Consider the following 19,567-nt stretch of genomic DNA (forward strand, 5'->3'; position numbering starts at 1 on the left):
TTTGCTCGTCGCTTACTGTTGCATATCGCTACCTTTAATACCTCTAGCATCTTTGCCACCTCACACTTTTTCCCATTCCACGCTTAACCGCGCCGGCGTTTTTTACCACGCTTATGCGGGGCTACATTTTGGCGCTGTTGAGGTCGATGTTGCGCAGACATAACTACAGGCGAGAATTCTTTCATCACTCGTCTGTATACATCTCGCTTGAACGACACAACATTTCTAATGGGATACCAGTAACTTACCCACCTCCAATCATCAAATTCAGGATGGCCCGTTTTAAGCACATTAACATCGCGCTCGTTGCAATCTAGCTGCAACAAGAACCATTTTTGTTTTTGCCCTATACAAACAGGGTTGCTGCCTTGTCGAATTAATCGCTTCGGTAGCTTATATCTAAGCCAGTTACGGGTAACACTTAAAATGGTGACATCTTTCGGTGTCAGCCCTACTTCTTCGTGAAGCTCGCGGTACATAGCTTGTTCAGCAGATTCCCCTTCATCAATTCCGCCTTGAGGGAACTGCCATGAATGTTGACCATAACGTCTTGCCCAAAATACTTGACCCATTTTGTTGCAAATCACTATGCCCACATTCGCACGGAATCCATCGGCATCTATCACATAGACTCCCGGGCACACTATACTTGTATATGTTTTCATTCTTCCACAAACTATGCTCCAATCATAGTCTTAATGTTCGCCTTCGCTTTTAAACAGGAAATTAACCACCGTTATGCAACCCCCTTCATCGCCTCCCTCTTCACCAGACACTCTTTTAGCGCGATGTCACGCCATTGCGGGTTTAACTTTGGGAGAGTTGGCTGACATGGCCAATGTTGCCATCCCTGCCAATTTACAGCGTCACAAAGGATGGCCAGGCATGCTTATTGAAAAATGGCTAGGCGCAAGCGCAGGTTCAAAGCCTCAACAGGACTTCCCTGAGTTAGGCATAGAACTTAAAACTATCCCCATCGATGCAAACTTTTCGCCACTAGAAACTACTTATGTCTGTTTTGCGCCCCTTTTAATGGCGCCGGGAATTACGTGGAAAACCTCGAATGTGCGAAACAAACTACAGCAGGTGTTGTGGCTACCCATTGAAGGCGACAGAGCCATTCCTTTAGCACATCGGCGTGTGGCTACTGGGTTTTACTGGCGCCCCAATGAGATTGAAGACACAATACTCAAGCATGATTGGGAAGAGTTGGTAGAGCACATTGCTACGGGACAGGTGGAATCTATTACTTCTCGACAAGGCGAGGCACTTCATATTCGCCCTAAAGCAGCTAACGGTAAGGTGCTTACTGATGCATTAGGACCAGAGGGTCAGCGTATTAAAACTCGCCCTAGAGGCTTTTACTTGCGCAAAACCTTTACCCACCAAATACTGCGCAATGCATTTGGTGTTTGAAGTACACGTTGCAAGCGTAATAACGCTTTTTACTTTGTAGGCGCGGTATTCAAATGCTTTACGAGGTACTCGCTTAAAAATTTCTCTGAATTAACGCCAAGACGTTTTGCTACAGCTTCTAGTTTAGCGTCACTGTGAAGCAGTACTTTTTTCGCGTACTCCAGGCGATAGTGGAATATAAACCGCCTAAAGTTTTTCTTTTCAGTAAGCTGAAGCGCAATAGCCAAAGATGTAGGGTCGATATCAGCCCCTTTGCAAAATTCACTGAGCGTAAGGAAACGGGTCTTATAGGCTTTTGACTCAATGGTATAGCGCTCTGCTTTAGAAATAATACTGCTTATCTCATAGGGTGTGGCTTTGCCTTCATCCAGTCGTTCGTAGTTTAGTGGTGAAGGCGCAGTTCGGCGAATAAAGGTCAATGAAAACAATACCACTAACAGCGCACAACCAATCATTAAGTGATGAAAGCTTTCCCAAAAAGGTACGGGGAAAAAGCCAAAGGTTGCGGCGGTAACAAGTAAAATACTCATGAAGGCAACACCGACTAAGCTCCCCATTACACCGGCTAGCTTAGGCATTTTTAAATTTTTAATGTCCACCGCCTGCTCAGGTAAATGTCTGTGATACATTTGAATGTGTTCAGTAATAAGAATGCCAATAAGCAAAACACTGAATCCTGTTAGAAGTGAAGCAAAATAGGCAGGCCATAGCAATAAAGGGTTACCGCTCGGCGACGATGAAAGCCATTGTTGCTTGTCATCAATCGGTATGAGGAGCACGGTACACTGAAAAACTGCCGTCACCACTGCAGGCCACCATAGCCGTTTTCTTGCCGTTGGATAAGCTAATAGCATAGGCTTTATGGCGCGATAACAACAAGTAATTGCGATTACCGCAAACACGTCAGATAAACCATACAAGATAGCTAATACGCTCGCCTGAGCTATTCTCAGCCATTCATCTAGCATAAATAGTGGCCAGCAAATAAACGCGCCGATTAGCCAGCGCATGCTGCTTAAATTTACTTTCTGAACGAACAGGCGCGCAAAACAGAAAATATAAACGCCCAGTAGCGAATAAAGAAAGTATTCATAGTAGTTTGAAGTCATCAGCGCCCTCCTTCCCTGAGATAAAATCGGCTAACGCAATACGGGTCCAGCGACATGGGTTACCAGTAGATTTCACGTTGCATAGCCACAGTGCGCGTTCGCTCCATAATTCGAATTAACGTACTGAGTTTCTCTGCTGTCCATTTGCGTACCTCATCGTGAGAGTCCACTTCCGCATCGTCTATTGATTGCTTCAGCATGAGCAGTGCGTTCAGCTCATCAATACCGGTAAGCAAGTCTAACCAGGGCGCACGAAAGTTACCCCGCTCTTCAACAAACAGATCGCCAAGCAAAAAGCCACTCCATAGGGTTTGCCTTAGCATTATTTCCACTGCACTGTAATTAGCTGGCCCCATGGTTTTACTCAGGGGCATGCTTTGTTGCACGGTTTGCCACCCTTGCGACAACCATCCTTTTGCATGATCAAGTACAGGGTGGTCAAATCCCGTTGCTACCTTTTGCCAAGGCTTATTTTGTATAAGACTTATAGCGTGAAGTTTAATATCTGTAGCGTCATTGTCGAAAAATAACTTTTCAGGCTCGTGGGCCTGCATTAAACCGGTTTGTCGCCCTTGCAGGTAGCTTACTACCGCTGGGTGTTTGCTTAAGGTTTTGTTAAACATGCTCTTTTTAGACAGTAAGTAACGCAAGCTCTGTAAATCGTCTTGCCAGCCCCACTTTTGCGCATGGGTTACCAGTTTTTTATGCAGGGCTAATAGCTCTGGGCACTGCAAAACAGGTAGATAAAGCGACACACTCTGCAGCAGCAACCTAACGCTTTTAGCAACCTCAGCCAGCATTTTTATCGAGCCGCTCTCGCAGAATACATGCTCGTGATGCTGCCAATGTGCCAGAGCCGTCTGCACGGCTTGGCCAAATGCCTCTTCAGTAGTGGTGGTTTCCTCAAGGGCTAAAAAGTCTGGTAGGTGACGCACCTTAGCGTTAAAGCCGTGGAGTAATTGATAGCCTTGAGCGGCTTTTGACACATCGCTTAGACGCACTGGCATATTGTCGTTTATTAGCACAGCGAGAGAAAACAGACTGTTGAGATCCCCTGACATCAACTCAAGCTCAATCTCATTGATGGGAGAGCTGGCTTTATCCGTACTCGCCTCACCGCAGTCTAAGACAATTTCAACCAGGCTATCGCCTAAAGCAACCACATAAGCATTGCGCGTAAAGTGTGTACTAAACTGTTTAGATAGACTCGCATTCTTTGTTGTGATGTCCCAACCTTCGGGCCATACATTTGACTCGAACAACGTGAGATCCGGTCTTGCGTTATCAAGACTTACGTTATATTCCATGCGTTTGTGCAAGCCACCGCTTACCACACCATTGGTCTTAAGCGTTTGTTCATACTCGCCGTTATTACCACGCACCCGAAAGCCCATTTTGTTATTTTGAAAGTCGAGCTTATCCGTATCGTAATAGTCATTCTCTAAGCGCATTTCGCGGTGAGAATTAACCTGGATATTGTGTTTTTCAAAAAGAGGGAGTACGCGTTGGGTAAACGCTTGGTGAGCATTGTCACCCGTTACAAATTTTAATTCTATTTCTGACATGGTTGCGCTAAGCACAGCTTATTATGCTGACACCTTACCTTTGTCGCTCACTTTTCGCAATGTTGCTGCTGTTAAACACGTCGTTTAAATTAGACAAAAGTGGAACAAACTTGCCTTTATCGCGGTCAACCAATACCATCTTCACGTTTTAAATTCTAAAATTGGACTTCATATGATTCGAAAGTGGTTAGCAGCAGCCCTTATTGCGTGCTCTTTTCAAGCATTTTCGCTACAAGATACCGCTGATTTAGAAGCATCTTCTTCGCATTATATTAGAGATGACTTGTTTATCTTTATGCATACTGGACCTGGTCGTAATTATCGTATCCTAGGTTCTATTGAAGCTGGTACACCTATTACTGTGCTTTCCCGCGACAATGATGCTGAATTCACGCAAATTACCGACGACGAAGGACGTAAAGGCTGGGTTGAAAGTAAATTTGTGTCTAATACTATGTCGCAAGCTGAACAGCTTCCTATTGTTAGTGAGAAGCTTGCTGAAAGCCAAAGCGGTCTTCAAGCTGCGCAATCAGAAAACGCCAGACTTCGTCAGCAGCTTAACGATGCTCGCCAAAAGGTGTCTAAACTTACCACCACAAACGACGAGCAAGCGTCTCAAATTATTCGTTTAACCGCCAAGGTTGAAAGCGCGAATAAAGATGAGCTTGTTACTTGGTTTACTCGCGGTGGCATAGTGGCAGGCGTGGGGATATTGCTTGGTGTAATGCTAACCTATCTGCCTAAGCGCAAACGCAGAAACAGCGAATGGATGTAGTGCTAGTATTTATAAAAAATGCTTAAACGAAAAAAACGCCGATGTAAACATTGGCGTTTTTTGTAGGTGCCTTTGGGGGGCTATCAATAATAGTATATTTACTTATTCGTGCGTGCCCTGTTTGCAGGTTACTGTAGCTTAAGCACAACACCATACCCCTTTGCCTCAGAGTCCGTATCTCCTCGGCTTCTAGGTGTATCCCGAGCAATGACTTTCTTGTGTGAATATCCCCATTCTAGCTTCGCACATAACTTATCAATGAGTTTTAAGCCTATTCCAAAACCGCCATCTAATTTACTATTTTGCGTTACCGATAAGGAAGTACTTTCGTCTTGCTCTACGCCATTTTCTTCATTAAGCACGGTAAGCGTTGAATCTGAAAGCGTGATAGTGACATTGCCTTGCTGCGTGTGCTGGTAAGCATTTCGAATAACGTTTCCTATCACTATTTCGCTCGCTGTTTTCGGTAGCAATAGTACACATTCACTCAAGTGTAAATGCACATTCACCTCTTTACCTGACAGCAAATACATTAAGTCTTGGCTAAGTGCCTCAACCATCGTTTTTAAATTGACTTTTTCTTTGGGCAGCGCTGTCTCTTCATTTCTTCCTAACCACAATAAAGTTTCTGTCAAATCTGCCATGGTTTTTGAGGCATGATCCACCCGTGCTAGTGCGTTATTGCCTTTGGTATTCCCACTATCTATCACTCGGTGCAGCAATGCTGCACTACTTCTAATAACGGCAATGGGCGTTCTAAGTTCGTGACTGGCGTGATTGACAAACTCCCGCTCTCGGTTAAGCGTAGTACGTACGTTTTGCAAGCTGCCGTGTATTATCGCCGCAAGCGCGTTAAGCTCCTTGTAGCGAAATTCTGGAATAGGCTTGTCGAGTTCTTTCTCATCAAGGGAGGCCGCCCAGCGTTGCAATGATTCTATGGGACGGGACACGCTGCGCATTAGAAATAGCAGCGCGACAGAAAAGGAAATAAGCGCAGCGACACCTACAATAGCACTGTAAATGGTATGGTTTATTCTCACGTGTTTTTTGCCATCAGACGGAGGCGCGAAAAATATTTGGGTAACATAGCGCTGGTTGCCATCATCTAACGGGACCAATACCGCAAAATGCGCCGAAACAGGGCGAGAAAACCAATCAGGTTTGTTGATATTTTTTAATAACGTATATGGCTTAAAGCTGGTTTTGGAAAAACTTTGCTTTACCTCATCAGGCAAATCATCGTAATGAGCATAAACGTGCAAATCGAGGATCTGCGCATGATTGTTCTTATCAAGCTCTGTACTTTTTGCGGCCCGAATCATGGTATTTCTCAGCATGCCGTCCATTCCATCGAAAAAGCTATCACTACTTTGTATAGAAAAGAGCACAATGACTATGGTCGCTAAACTCAGTAACGACCATAAAACGTAGCGTCTTAAGCTAATGCGAAGGCCGTTTACCATTAATCAGTTTCCTTATTTTCGCTTACTGGTAATGTGTCATTAAAACCCTCATTTGCCGTTTGGTCAGTTTTTAGCGCAGCACAAAACCCTGCGCCCGGTACGGCTTTAATTTCTATGTTTGCGTTAGCTTGCGCTAGCGATTTGCGCAAATTGTGAAGGTGGACTTTTAGTGCATTACTTTCGGGTGCATCCTCTCCCCAAACCGCATCAAGTAACCGCTGTCGTGACATAACCTTTCCGTGCTGCTGCAATAATGTTTTTAGTAAGGTATAGCCAGTAGGACTTAGCTTAATAGGCGTGTTATTAACATTGACCACCTCGCTGCCCAATTCTAAACTTACATTACCGAGGCTCAACTTTTTCACCTGCGATGAGCGCCTGTGCGCCAGCACTGAAACCCGTGCTACCAGTTCAGGCATATCAAAAGGTTTTACTAGATAATCATCAGCTCCCTTTTCAAATCCTTCGAGCTTATTTTCCAACTGATCTCGGGCGGTGAGCATAATGATAGGGGTATCGTTGCCGTCACCGCGCACTTTTTCGCATACGCTTAAGCCATCGAGCTTTGGTAAATTGATGTCTAACACCACAACATCAAACGGGTGTTTTTGAATAAATGACAGGGCGGCTATACCGTTCGCAGCGTGGTCGCATACCATGTCTTCAAGCTCTAAATAGTCGATGATATTGCCAGCGAGGCCCATATCATCTTCCACTAGTAACACGCGAATCATTTACCGTACTCTCCGTTAAGGGTTTAACCAAATACTTTGCCATTAAACGGCTTACATCATCATAAATTAACAGTAATGCCGGGATTAATAAAAGCGTGATGACGGTGGCAAACAAAATACCGTAACCCAATGACGCCGCCGCCGGAATTAAGAATTGCGCCTGTACCGAAGTTTCCCCCAAAATAGGGTATAAGCCTACAAAGGTAGTGATTGAGGTCAAAAGGACAGCACGCAAGCGACTGGTACACGCTTCAATTACCGCCGATTCCACCGCCATTCCCTCTTCTCGCAAGGCGTTAAATCGAGAAACTAACAACAAGCTATCGTTAACCACCACGCCACTGAGCGCCAATATGCCGTTTAGCGACAGTAGGCTTATCATCAGTCCATTTGACCAGTGCCCGATAATAGCGCCAACAATACCAAAGGGGATTGCAGTCATAATAATGAGCGGCTGCACGTAAGATTTGAGCGGTATTGCCAACAACGCAAAAATAGACAACAAGGCTAAGATGAACACGCTTTCCATTGAGCTTTGCGTTTCCGCTTGCTGCTCAGCTTCCCCGGCAAAGTAAAGCGATAAATCTTGGTATTGACGTTCTAACTGAGGTACAAACTCACTATTAAGATAGTTAACTAACTCTGTAGAAGTAATAACATCGCTATCTACCGACGCACTCACGGTAAGGGCGCGTAGGCCATTAATACGTACAACCTGTTTTTCTTGTACATCTTGAATAACATTCGCCACTACAGAAAGTGGCACCACTGTGCCATCGTCTAGACGTACTTGGCTATTCATTACGTCTGACGGGTTCATCCTTTCCTTTTCAGGATAACGCACCCGCACTTTCACTTCATTTTTATCGCGCAAATAGCGCTGAACAATTTCTCCACCAAATGCTTTTAATAGCTGCTGCGATAAGCTTTGCGTATTTAGTCCCAACGCTCGTCCTTCGGGAGTAAGTTCGAAACGCATCATGGCTTCACCGGGTGTTAGCGAGCTCTCTACCGCATACACGCCGTCAATACTGTTGAGCACCTCAACAAAGGCGTCATTAGCAGCAGTCAGGGTATCGTCGTTTATGCTTTTAATTTCAATGTTAAACCCGTCGACTATCTCTCGTCGAGAGCGTATTTTAAGGCTTTTAACGCCCTCTAAATTGCCGGTTAGCGCATTCCAGCGTGCCGACAGCTCGTCCAAAGAATAAGAAGAATCTTCATCAAGCGATATAGTGATTGTGCCGCTTTGATCCCCACTTGCCGTTACTTGCAAACTACTAATACCACTTTTATCTGCGCCGTTTTCTTGAGTTAATTGGCGGTCTGCCTCAAGTGCGTTTTGCTCTAGCAGCATTAAGTTGCGCTCGTTTTGCCCATAGCTGGCATCGCTGTAAAGCGACATGTTGGCCGAAACGGTATCGCCTTGCATACTGGGGAAGAAGCTCACCCTTATCGCGCCTGTAAGCGGTAAGCTAACCACCATGACAAACAAGGCGATAAACAAGAGTACGGCTGCATAGCGGTAGGCTACAGTGACTCTCAACACCCGTCGATATACGCGGTAGTTAAACCACTGAAGTCCACCATCTGCTTTTTGCTGCACTTTATTCCACAGGCCGCCCATTCCCTTCCGAGCTTTTTGCTTAGTTGGTAGATGAGCTAAATGGGAGGGCAAGATTAGTTTTGATTCCACCACCGACAACAACAAGCACAAGGTAACGATAGTGCCAAACTGTGAGTACAAGGTACCCAAGCCGCCAGATACGTTCGATAAAGCGAAGAAAGTTGCTACCGTGGTTAACACCCCAAACAGTGTGGGCACCGCTACTTTATGGGTACCTAAAATTGTATTTTGCAGTGTATCGCCGTGCTGTTTTCGCGTGGCGTAAATGCTCTCCCCCACCACAACGGCATCGTCCACCACAATGCCTAGGGCCATAATAAAACCGAATGTGGTCATCTCGTTTAACGTCATTCCCGTGTAACTATCGGTCATGAAGTACAAGGTCCCGAAAAAGATAAACGGCAAGCCGGCCGCCACCCAAAAAGCGACGCGTAAATTAAGAAACACCGCAAGGGTGACAAAAACCAACACAATGCCCATGAGTGCGTTACTAGTGAGTAGCTCCAAACGCTCGGTAATCAACGTGCTTTTGTCATACCAGGTTTCAATTTCTACGCCTTCAGGCAGTAAGCCTTTGTCGTGCCAAGCGTCCACGACTTCGTGAGCCTGCTGCACCATTTTGGTTACGTCGCCGTATTCGTCCATGAGTACCTGAATACCATACCCATTGGTTCCGTTGTAGCGGGCCAAGTAATAGCTGTCATCGGCAAACATATCGCGCACTATGGCGACATCGCCAACGGTAAGTATGACGCCATTTACATCGGTGATGAGCGGAATGTCGGCAAAGTCTTTCGCCCAATAAGACTGCTCAGAGGCTTTTAAGCGAATGACCTTCTCTTTGTTACGCAAACTAGTTGTAAGGGCGGTATTAGATTCTTGATTTACTGCATCTGCGACATCTGACAGCGTTAACCCATAGGCCTGTAGCTTACCTTCATCTATCTCAATAGACATCATGGGTTCGACAAAGCTGCCCGCACTGACTTCTCGAATGTCATCTTTTGCCAACAAATCACGTTCTAATTGTTCACCTAGATACTGAAGTGTAGCGTGATCCACATCACCATAAAGCTGCACCCAAATAGCGTGTTCTTGACGACGCGCTTTGCTGATAACGGGGTTTTCGGCATCAGATGGGAAGTTAGAAATACTGTCTACTTCGGTTTTGATGTCGTTGAAAAGCGTATCTAAATCGTATTCGGTTTCTTTTTCCACCTGTACACTTGCGCCGCTGGCGTTCGAGGTAGAGGTAATTCGCTTAATACCGGGAATCGCCTCTAAAGCGGATTCAATTTTGATGGCAATCCCTTCTTCAGCTTGCTTGGGGTCACCGCTATCGTATGTCATTGAAATAGTAACGAAGCGTGGCTCCATGCTTGGAAACGCCTCTTTTCGAATATCGTTCATGGAAACCAAGCCAAGCACAATAAGGCTGACCATTAGCAAATTGGCCGCCACTGAATTCTGTGCAAACCAAGCTATAATCCCGCCAGAGCTATTCCCATTATGTTTTGGGCTTTCCCCCTCGCCGAAAGGCTTGTCACCTCGATTATTGGTCATCGACTTGCCCCCCTATCTTACCTTCAACAATAGGTTTTACTTTGGTGTTTACCAGATAGCTATTTAAAGGGCGCGCAACTACCAGCGCTTGGCGTAGTTCGCCTGCCTGTTCTAGCACGTCTTCCTTCCTAATATCACCAGTAACATTGCCCGTAATTTCATTGGTTTTCGGTGGGGTGATATAGGCATAACCTTCACTTTCAAACAGTACCGAGGGCATAAATTTTGCCAACTGCCCGGTAGATGGCAATACTAACCAAACTTCTTGCTTTTGTGAGATAGCAGAAGCTGGCAGTTTCCACACATTGTCAAGTACTCGCCCTTCGATGTCTGCCTGTACAAAACTGCCAAATAAAAGGGGCGTTGATTGCGCTAACGGCTTTTCAATAACCGCAATGGCGTTACGCTGGCGAGTCGTATCGCTTTGGTGCCATTCAGCGCGCAAAATATTGGCATCCCAAGTGTTTCCCGTGGTGGTATCGGTAAGCGTGACCGACCAATTAAGGGACGCATCACCAGATAGCTGCGTCTCAGCATCAGAAGGTAGTTGAGCCCATTGACTAGGTGAGAGCCCAATAGCAACTTCTGCAATATCCGCAGAATAAAGGGTGGCAACGGTGCTGCCAGCTTGAACAAAGCTCCCCAACGCTATATCGCGGCTGACCACCAACGCATTAAAAGGTGCACGTAACGAGGTAAACGCCAAATCTCGCTTCGCAGAGTTTACCGTCTGCTCGGCTTCATCTAAGGTCGCTTTGGCGGCTTTTAGCTGTGGTTCTCTTAATACCAATGCGGATAATGGTTCACCGTTAAGCCCTGAACGAGTCCACTCATCTTTCGCTTGAACGCCCTGCAAACGCTCTTCTTCTAAACTTACGACAGCGGCTTGATAAGTCGCATTAGCACTCGCTAATGCCTGTTGATAGCTAGTGTCATCAATTTTTGCCAACACAGTGTCACCAGACACCAGTGCGCCAGTTTTAAAAGATGAGGCTATATCAGTAATTTGACCACTAACCTGAGCGACTAAGCTCAAACTATCTTGCGGAACAACCTGACCATAACCCGTGACCTTTGCGGTATAGCTATTGGTGGTTACTTTGACAACCCCTACCTGAGCCAGCTGAGAATCAGCGCTTTGTTCTCCTTTTTGGGTTTGGTAAGTAGTGCTATCTGCAGATGACCTTTCGCCTGCCCCTTTAGTATCCTCAAACTCGTTTTGCTTAGGTGGGCGACGCATACTATCTTCAGCCATATCACCTCTTGGTGGTCTTCCACCACCTGTCGGCCTCATTGCTGCAGCGTCACCTTTTAATCGCTCAGTATCAGCAGGTAATTGCGAAGACGGCGACGTTGACTTAGGTGCCCCCTGCGGTCGAGCACCAGGGTGCGACGCCCCCATATTCATCATGGTATACATGATCGCCAGTACAATCGTTGCAGCGGCGAGTAAGGTTACAATAATTCGTTTATTTCTCATTGCGACACTCCAAGGCCAAGGGCCAGGCCTAAGTCAATTCGGTTTTGTAGTTTCTGGGCGTGCAGCTCGACTGACTGAGCTTGTAGGTTGAAGCGCGTGTCATACACGGAAAGTAAGTCCAATATATCAGCAAGGCCTTGTCGATATTGACCTTCAATGGTTGAGACACTACGCTCTGCATTCGCTAACGCCACATTCGTATGGCTAATTCGAGCGCTTAACGCGGTTTCACTATCTAGCGCGTTTTGGGTTTCCTGAACCGCCGTTAAAAGCGTCTCACGATACTGCCACCACGCGTTAGCTGAGGTTAGCTTTGCATCTTCTACTTGCGCTCTTAGTGCCCCCCCCTGGAATAGCGGAGCGGTCATTTGCCCCAGCAAACTCCATAAAGGATTAGTAAACAAGGCTTGTGAAGGTGTAGAGGCACTATTAGAGAGAGAAGCAGACAAGCTAATGCTAGGCAGCAAAGCTTTATAGGCCACATCAACTTCAAACTCAGTTGCTTTTAACGTATAGAAAGCGGCCTGAAGGTCAGGTCTTCGCGCAAGATCTTGTCTGGGCAAAGTAGTTAGCGGTAGTAACACGTCGGGAAAACTAACCTGCGTATCAAGCTCTATAAGCGATTGGTTTTGCCTACCTAGGAGTACTGCCAATGTGCGTTTTGCCGATGATAGTGCATTTTCATATTCGGCTATAGTAGCGCGGGTATTTGCGCTGCTTGTACGCGCAGTATCTAAATCGTCCAGACTTCCCAGCCCGGTGCGATAGCGCGTTAATATCACGGCTTCATTGTTTTCTAGTACCGATAACCGAGCTTTTTCAATATTCAGTAATTGCTGTTGAGTGAGTACATCGATATAGCTTCTTATTACGCTGGCAACTAGTGAATCTCTAGCCGATTGGTAGCTTGCTCTGGCACTTGCAGCATCTAAGTTTGCGGCACTTATTCCATCGCTAATTTTTTGCCATAAGTCCAGTTCCCAACTCACGTTTAAGCTTGCGCTGTAGCTTGGGTTATTGAGCTGATTGCTTGTATTTGTACTTACCACCGTTGTAGTAGATGAGCTCGTGTTTGTGGTTTCACTTTTTGATGCCGAAACACTCGCGTCAACATTCAAGTTTCTCTTTGCTTTTGCACTATCAATGGCAACTTGTGCTTTTCGAAGCGTAATCAACGATTGTTGAAGGCTAGCATTGGAAGACAATGCTTCCTCAATATAGTCAGCTAAGTACGGCAGCTGATCGATAGCAATGACATCTGTTAACGCTGTGTCTGAATCCAGTGACAAGGTTTGCTCTGATATCTGTTGCTGTACTTGAGACTGCCACACAACGTTGTTCCCCGTTGACGAAGATGCTGATTCGCTCAACGTTCTGTCATCAGTACTTGTGCATGCAGACAGCAAAATGCAAAGGGTAATACTATTTACCGTCAGTTTTGTTTTGCTCATTAGTCGTGCCTATTGCTCGGCGCATCGCTCACTCTTGCAGCTCTACGCGCAACTTTTCAATTTAACTGGCACTAGTATTTCAAACACGGGGTTAAGGCAGGGTTAAGGCTTAAAAAATTTAGAAAAGTAAGAAAGAGATAGGGTGGAAGCAAAAGAAAAGGCCAGCGCTTTGCCGCACTGGCCTTTAGTTCAAGCGTTATGAAGATAGCGACTTAATTCAACGGTCGCTCATGAAAAGCGCTAAGGCTTATTCATCATCTTCAACAAGGGTCATTAATGACGTGTTACCACCTGATGCCGTAGTATCGATACTGATGGTTTTTTCGGTCATCAAACGCTGGATAAGGTTATCGTTATACTCTGCCGTGATAACCGGCAAAATTGCCCCTTCGCGTGATGACAGCATTGCCGTAATACGCGCAGTACGCTCAGTACCAGAATCGACAACCACGCCAGACAAGTCTTCATCCATTAACAAGGTATCCAAATGCGCAAGACGCGCTACCTGGAACAAGCCTTTTGGTGCGCCAGTCGATTCAAACTTGTTTTGAATTTCCACTGCTTCTTCATAGAAGATTTCAGACACAACTGATACTACCGGATTACCCGTCGATAGTGCCGTCACAATAGAGAGCAACCAGTATTCGAACGTTACTTCTTTATCAGCAAAACACACTAGGATACCGCGAGGCTCCAGGTAAAGTTTGTTCGATTCACCTGTGGGACCTGGCAAGGTTTGAGGCTTGGCAAGCTTGCGTTCGACACTGGTTAGCTGCTGACGGGCTGTTGCAAGCGTGCGGTTCAAGTCGTCGGCAAGTTCATCAACAATGTCTACTTTCGCAATTTTAGCCAGTAGCTGACGCACCATGGAGATGCGGTCATTGAGCGGCGTGTGACGCCACTGTACTTCTACTGCCTTCGCCTTATCCATCATTACGTGCGCGCGCTCAGCAATCTTTTCATCACCTACCAGCGCTGCGTCGGTGCCGTCTACATCGTCAATGTGCGAAGGTTTAGGCGTGGCACGTTCCATCATAAGACGCGGCAAGTAGTTAGGACCACCCGCTTTAGGGCCTGTGCCAGATAGACCACGGCCGCCGAACGGCTGAACGCCAACAATGGCGCCAATCATGTTGCGGTTAATGTATACGTTACCCGCGCGGCTTTTCGCTGCTAGTTCGTTAGCCCGCTCTTCAATACGCGAGTGAATACCCATAGTCAGGCCGTATCCAGTGCCATTGATTTGCTCTAGCACGTTATCTAGATCTTTCGACTTAAAGCGAACAATATGCACCACGGGACCGAACACTTCTTTCTCAAGCACATCGATGTTCTTGATTTCATACAAGGTCGGTGCGAAGAAAGTACCGTTTTCATAGCCTACAGGCATTTCGTTGCGATAGAGCAAGGTCGCCTTGTCTTCCATGTATTTCTCATGGTCGGTTAAGCTCTTAAGCGCCTTCTCGTCAATCACCGGGCCAACATCAGTAGCAAGCTGCGTCGGGTCGCCGACGGTGAGCTCTTTCATAGCGCCGGTTAGCATTTCGATAAGATCATCTGCTATTTCTTCCTGCACAAACAGTACACGAAGTGCTGAACAGCGTTGACCTGCGCTCTGGAAACCAGAATGTATAACATCATCAACTACCTGCTCTGGCAGTGCAGTTGAATCAACTATCATACAGTTTTGGCCGCCCGTTTCTGCAATAAGCGGTACCTGTTCGCCACCGCGCTCTGCAAGCACTTGAGAGATTAACGTACCGGTTTGCGTTGAACCTGTAAACATTACCGCTTTGATGCGCTCGTCTGGCAGAAGGGTTTCGCCCACTTCTTTACCAGGCGATACAATAAGTTTCAGTGCATCTTCTGGTAAACCTACCGAATGCATAATATCTACCGCGCGCTGAGCCACCATGCTAGTTTGCTCAGCAGGTTTCGCGATAACGGTGTTACCTGTTACCAGTGCAGCAGTAACTTGACCTAAGAAAATGGCCAGAGGGAAATTCCACGGGCTGATACACAATACAACACCACGAGGCACTAAACGCTGATCTTCAGCAAGCTCTTGGGCTCGCGCTGCATAATAGCGACAAAAGTCAACGGCTTCCCGTACTTCATCAATACTGTCTTGCGCCACTTTACCGGCTTCACGCATACAAATAGCGATTAGCTCAGCCATATGGCGCTCAAGTGCATCAGCCGTGCGATTTAGAATTTCAGCACGCTCACTTACATCGCGTTTTGACCATGCTTCGAACCCGGCCTCAGCTTCATCTAGTGCTTTGCGCATCTCATCAGGTTTGGCATAGTAATGATAACCCACCACGTCGTTGTGGTCCGTGGGGCTAAGCACGGCGGTAGCACCTTCTGGTACTTCACCTGTAACTTTGTAGTAATCCTGCCACCGTTCAAGTTCATGCTTAAGTGCCGTTACCGCATTGGTGTCGGTAAGGTCTAACCCTCGAGAGTTGTCACGCTCTGGTGCATACAGCCCACGTGGCGTTTTAATTAACTTGTTATAACGCACTTTTAAGCGCTGTGTTTTCTCTACCGGATCTTCAAGTAACGATTCAACCGGTTTTTCATCATCAACAATAGCGTTAACAAATGAAGAGTTAGCGCCATTTTCAAGAAGACGGCGCACTAAGTAGGCCAATAAATCTTCGTGTTCGCCAACTGGCGCGTACACACGGCACTGGATTTTATCTTCCGTTACCACTTGATCATAAAGAGTGTCACCCATGCCATGCAGACACTGGAATTCGAAGCCTTCCTTGTCATCCCCAGCAAGCTCAACGATAACAGACGCCGTGTAAGCGTTGTGGGTGGCAAACTGTGGGTAAATAGTGTCGCGATATTCAAGCAGGCGGTTAGCACAAGCGTGATATGAAACGTCGGTAGATGATTTGCGGGTAAATACAGGGAACTCTTCAAGACCCGCTTGCTGAGTTAGCTTAATTTCAGTATCCCAGTACGCACCTTTCACTAAGCGCACCATCAACGGGCGGCCTACTTCAAGGGTAAGCTGGCGCAAGTGCTCGATTACGTGAATTGCGCGCTTTTGGTAGGCCTGCACTGCCAAGCCAAAGCCCGTCCAGCCGTTTAAATCTTCATCGCGGAATACAGCTTCGATGATATCTAGAGAAAGCTCAAGACGGTCGGCTTCTTCAGCATCAACCGTTAAACCGATATCGTATTCTTTCGCCATCATACACAGCGCTTTTAAGCGCGGAGGAATGTCAACCATGGCGCGTTCGCGGTGAGAGAATTCAAAACGTGGATGGATAGCAGAAAGTTTTACAGAGATACCTGGCGAGCGTTTGGGCCCACGACCATTGGCCGCTTTACCAATTACCTTTATCGCTTTAACGTAGGCGTCGTAGTAACGCTCAGCGTCATGCATGGTACGCGCGCCTTCACCTAGCATGTCGTAAGAATAAACATAGCCTTTGGTTTCTTTATCTTTAGCACGCTCTACCGCGTCTTCAATGGTTTCGCCCATAACAAACTGACGCCCCATGACGCGCATCGCAATGTTCATAGCACGGCGGATAACTGGCTCACCTAGACGTCCAAGAGTTTGCTTTAGAAGGCCAAACTGCTCTTTTTTACGCTTGTCGGCATAGTTCACCATGTTGCCTGTGAACAATAAGCCCCAGGCAGACGCATTAACAAATAGAGATTCTGAATTGCCTAAATGAGGTGTCCACTGTCCTTGAGACAGCTTGTCACGAATAAGTTCATCTTGGGTAGCCTTATCGGGCACTCGGAGTAAAGCTTCAGCTAAGCACATCAATACCACACCTTCTGATGTAGAAAGCGAGTATTCATTTAATAATGCGTCAACACCACCGTGCCCTTCTTGTTCCCGGCGAATTTGAAGCACCATCTTTCGAGCTCGTTCCCACGCGCGGCTTCGCGCACGCGGGTTAACCTCAGCGATAGGAAGAATTTGATCCACAGCCACCGATTCACTAATGCGATAGTAGTCTCTAATACGCTGGCGTAGGGGGGAAGTTGTATGAAGCGTGTCGTTAATGAGCATTGCAACCCTTTCATAGAAATAGCTGTAACAAAAAGCGTTCCCGCCGTGTAAGATTGCCCACGGTCACATGGAAGCGGCTAAAAAACAAGCAAAGTCTGAACTTTGCATTGACCTGTCGTACTTCTTTTAACTTTGTACTTTTGGATGAAGATCACGACTGTGCCAAATTTGCGCGGATGGTAGCACACAAAAATCCCCTGCCAAGCCCCCACACTCAAAGTTTTTTAACTTCTCTGTCAAGCTACGTATTCAGTGCGTTAGATGACATATACCAGTCTTTGAAAAACACGCTACTTTTAGTTGTTTAGCCCATTAATTAACTACGCCCAACGTCGTAGTAAAAGACTCTTGAAAATGATGTATTTTTAATTGCTACAAAAAGCGGTTGACTAAAAACCGACTACACTATTAAAAAACCAAAAATAATTAGGTATTGCCAATGTGGTTACGAAAATTTAGTTTGATTCAACGTCTGGGCATTATCGTTGCCCTAATAACGCTGTTGTTTGTACTCCTTACTACTGTTGTCCTAAACAGGCACTACGAAGCATTAAAGCAAAAATCTTATGATGAAAATCAACACTTGGTTGAAGTAGTTCATACTATGCTTGCCAGCTTCGAAGCACGCACGGACGTAGACGAGTCAACGGCTAAACGACAGGCGCTAGAAGCAGTAAAAGCACTGCGATATGACGGCAGTAACTATTTTTGGATCCAAGACCAAACCCCCTCTATGGTTATGCATCCCATTAAGCCCGCTCTCGACGGTAAAGACCTAAGATCATTTAAAGACGGAAACGGCAAAACCTTTTTTATAGAAATGGCGCAAAAAGTGAAAACCAATGGGGATGGCTTTGTCGATTATGTGTGGCCTCTTCCAGGCGAAGAAACACCTACTGACAAAATTTCCTATGTAAAAGAGTTTAAACCTTGGGGCTGGACCGTAGGTTCAGGAATATATCTTACAAACCTTGAAGAAGAGTTCGCACATCTTCGCAACCTCATTGTGGTGTTTTGCTTAGTGAGCATTGTACTGGTTGTACTACTTGTATATGTAATAGGTGGAAGCATTGTAAAACCAGTCCAAGAAGTGACTGAGCGTATGAAAGATATTTCCCAAGGAGAAGGAGACCTCACCCGCTCCCTTCCTGAAACTGGGCAAGACGAAATTACACGCTTAGCGCGCTACTTCAACGAGTATACCGATAAAATGCGCCAGTCTTTGATTGGTATTCGAGAAAATATCAGCTCCCTTACCCAGCAAGCTGAACTCGTAGAATCATCCAGCCAAAATAGTAATGCACAAGCGCAAACACAAAACGAAAATATGCTGCAGGTTGCCGCAGCAATGGAGGAAATGACCACGCAGATTAACGACGTAAGCAGCAATGCGGACTCTGCGGAGAAGAGTACAAGTAGTGCTCGAGGGAACGTTCAAAACGGTGCAGCAGTGGTAGATAGTACGGTACAAGATATCCGCTCATTGACTTCTGACATAGAAAGCGTGAGCAACGTAGTGACTGAACTTGCTGCGCAAACAGATAGTATCGGAGCTGTGCTAGACGTAATTCGAGGCATTGCGGAACAAACCAACTTACTCGCCCTTAATGCCGCGATTGAAGCAGCTCGGGCCGGTGAACAAGGAAGAGGCTTCGCCGTAGTAGCAGATGAAGTTCGCACCTTAGCAAGTCGAACCGGACAAAGTACCGATGAAATTCAAGCTATGATTGAGAAGTTACAGAATAACGCGAAAAGTGCGGTAGACGCTGTACAAATCAGTCAGTCTGCGTCAGCCAAAACCGTAGACAATGCCATACAAGCAAACCAGAATCTTCAAGAAGCTGACCGCTTAATGACGGAAATTGCTGATATGAGCAGCGAAATTGCTCGGGCTACTGAACAGCAAGCAGAGGCTGCCACTGAAGCGAATATGCGTATAAACGCCTTGTCAGGGGCTGCCGATAGTAGCTTGAAAACCGCTGATGAGCTGGCAGCTGCAAGCCAAGCACTTAAAAGCAGTTGTTTAGCAATCATGGATATAGCCAACCGTTTTAAGCTGTAAACCTTTCTATCGAATGCGGCCTGTAAGCCCGCGAAGCAATTCGCACATGTTCAGGCCGCTTAGACCTTACTTTATGCTTTTCCTCGCTTTAACTCTTACTTCTAATGCCATTATTTTCGAGACTAAAAACGAAACTTTGTAACATTTAGGCGCTCTTAAAGCATCAGTGATAAGCTCTGCATGTGGAACAAAAGGTCTCAGTGCATTACACTCAGAAGCACATCAAGTGGCCGTGTGCCGATTTCTGCTTTGCGATCGGCTATGCCAATGTAATTCG

12 protein-coding genes are annotated in these 19,567 nt (G+C 46.2%); 3 read left to right on the forward strand and 9 right to left on the reverse strand.

Annotated elements, in window-relative coordinates; genetic code table 11:
- Positions 1-83: 83 nt before the first annotated feature.
- Positions 84-626 carry an RNA pyrophosphohydrolase gene (gene rppH / locus D1814_RS04755; RefSeq protein WP_118490338.1) on the reverse strand — a complete coding sequence of 181 codons (543 nt, stop codon included), beginning with the start codon at positions 624-626 and terminating at the stop codon, positions 84-86.
- A gap of 112 nt (positions 627-738) precedes the next feature.
- On the opposite strand from rppH, the gene mutH reads away from it, so the two are divergent.
- The gene (gene mutH, locus D1814_RS04760; RefSeq protein ID WP_118490339.1) at positions 739-1,416 is read left to right on the forward strand and encodes a DNA mismatch repair endonuclease MutH; all 678 of its coding nucleotides are present in this window, start codon (positions 739-741) and stop codon (positions 1,414-1,416) included.
- 29 nt (positions 1,417-1,445) lie between these two features.
- Here mutH and D1814_RS04765 read toward each other — a convergent pair whose 3' ends face one another.
- Both D1814_RS04765 and D1814_RS04770 read right to left on the reverse strand, forming a co-directional pair.
- On the reverse strand, positions 1,446-2,525 hold the full coding sequence (locus tag D1814_RS04765) for a helix-turn-helix domain-containing protein (RefSeq protein WP_118490340.1): 1,080 nt from the start codon (positions 2,523-2,525) through the stop codon (positions 1,446-1,448).
- A gap of 59 nt (positions 2,526-2,584) precedes the next feature.
- Positions 2,585-4,090, reverse strand: a complete 1,506-nt coding sequence (locus D1814_RS04770) for a CYTH domain-containing protein (RefSeq protein ID WP_118490341.1) — start codon at positions 4,088-4,090, stop codon at positions 2,585-2,587.
- A 172-nt stretch (positions 4,091-4,262) separates the two neighbouring features.
- Between D1814_RS04770 and D1814_RS04775 the strand changes: the two genes are divergently transcribed.
- Positions 4,263-4,865, forward strand: coding sequence for a TIGR04211 family SH3 domain-containing protein (locus D1814_RS04775; RefSeq protein WP_232368978.1), 603 nt, complete (start codon positions 4,263-4,265; stop codon positions 4,863-4,865).
- 128 nt (positions 4,866-4,993) lie between these two features.
- Here D1814_RS04775 and D1814_RS04780 read toward each other — a convergent pair whose 3' ends face one another.
- The 6 genes from D1814_RS04780 to putA all read right to left on the reverse strand — a co-directional run bounded on the left by D1814_RS04780 (position 4,994) and on the right by putA (position 17,228).
- Positions 4,994-6,328, reverse strand: a complete 1,335-nt coding sequence (locus D1814_RS04780; protein WP_118490342.1) for a sensor histidine kinase — start codon at positions 6,326-6,328, stop codon at positions 4,994-4,996.
- Complete coding sequence (locus D1814_RS04785) at positions 6,328-7,062, reverse strand: response regulator transcription factor (RefSeq protein WP_118490343.1); 735 nt, start codon at positions 7,060-7,062, stop codon at positions 6,328-6,330. The genes D1814_RS04780 and D1814_RS04785 overlap by 1 nt, the downstream gene beginning before the upstream one ends.
- Positions 7,034-10,252, reverse strand: a complete 3,219-nt coding sequence (locus tag D1814_RS04790) for an efflux RND transporter permease subunit (protein WP_183037618.1) — start codon at positions 10,250-10,252, stop codon at positions 7,034-7,036. Before D1814_RS04790 ends, D1814_RS04785 begins: the two co-directional genes overlap by 29 nt.
- Positions 10,242-11,732 (reverse strand): efflux RND transporter periplasmic adaptor subunit, encoded by a 1,491-nt coding sequence (locus tag D1814_RS04795; protein ID WP_118490344.1) that lies wholly within the window; start codon positions 11,730-11,732, stop codon positions 10,242-10,244. The genes D1814_RS04790 and D1814_RS04795 overlap by 11 nt, the downstream gene beginning before the upstream one ends.
- Positions 11,729-13,183 (reverse strand): TolC family protein, encoded by a 1,455-nt coding sequence (locus D1814_RS04800; protein WP_118490345.1) that lies wholly within the window; start codon positions 13,181-13,183, stop codon positions 11,729-11,731. Before D1814_RS04800 ends, D1814_RS04795 begins: the two co-directional genes overlap by 4 nt.
- Positions 13,184-13,430: 247 nt before the next feature.
- Entirely contained in the window at positions 13,431-17,228 is a 3,798-nt protein-coding gene (gene putA / locus D1814_RS04805) for a bifunctional proline dehydrogenase/L-glutamate gamma-semialdehyde dehydrogenase PutA (protein ID WP_118490346.1), read from the reverse strand.
- Between the two features lie 439 nt (positions 17,229-17,667).
- On the opposite strand from putA, the gene D1814_RS04815 reads away from it, so the two are divergent.
- On the forward strand, positions 17,668-19,290 hold the full coding sequence (locus D1814_RS04815) for a methyl-accepting chemotaxis protein (RefSeq protein ID WP_118490348.1): 1,623 nt from the start codon (positions 17,668-17,670) through the stop codon (positions 19,288-19,290).
- Positions 19,291-19,567: the final 277 nt, after the last annotated feature.

The organism is Alteromonas sp. BL110, from assembly GCF_003443615.1.
GTDB lineage: Bacteria > Pseudomonadota > Gammaproteobacteria > Enterobacterales > Alteromonadaceae > Alteromonas.

Bases quoted from the DNA above. Each gene is read 5' to 3' on its own strand.
- D1814_RS04815 (WP_118490348.1), top strand. From the start codon at position 17,668: ATGTGGTTACGAAAATTTAGTTTGATTCAACGTCTGGGCATTATCGTT.
- D1814_RS04780 (WP_118490342.1), bottom strand. From the start codon at position 6,328: ATGGTAAACGGCCTTCGCATTAGCTTAAGACGCTACGTTTTATGGTCG.
- D1814_RS04770 (WP_118490341.1), bottom strand. From the start codon at position 4,090: ATGTCAGAAATAGAATTAAAATTTGTAACGGGTGACAATGCTCACCAA.
- D1814_RS04795 (WP_118490344.1), bottom strand. From the start codon at position 11,732: ATGAGAAATAAACGAATTATTGTAACCTTACTCGCCGCTGCAACGATT.
- D1814_RS04775 (WP_232368978.1), top strand. From the start codon at position 4,263: ATGATTCGAAAGTGGTTAGCAGCAGCCCTTATTGCGTGCTCTTTTCAA.
- D1814_RS04785 (WP_118490343.1), bottom strand. From the start codon at position 7,062: ATGATTCGCGTGTTACTAGTGGAAGATGATATGGGCCTCGCTGGCAAT.
- mutH (WP_118490339.1), top strand. From the start codon at position 739: ATGCAACCCCCTTCATCGCCTCCCTCTTCACCAGACACTCTTTTAGCG.
- D1814_RS04790 (WP_183037618.1), bottom strand. From the start codon at position 10,252: ATGACCAATAATCGAGGTGACAAGCCTTTCGGCGAGGGGGAAAGCCCA.
- D1814_RS04765 (WP_118490340.1), bottom strand. From the start codon at position 2,525: ATGACTTCAAACTACTATGAATACTTTCTTTATTCGCTACTGGGCGTT.
- D1814_RS04800 (WP_118490345.1), bottom strand. From the start codon at position 13,183: ATGAGCAAAACAAAACTGACGGTAAATAGTATTACCCTTTGCATTTTG.
- putA (WP_118490346.1), bottom strand. From the start codon at position 17,228: ATGCTCATTAACGACACGCTTCATACAACTTCCCCCCTACGCCAGCGT.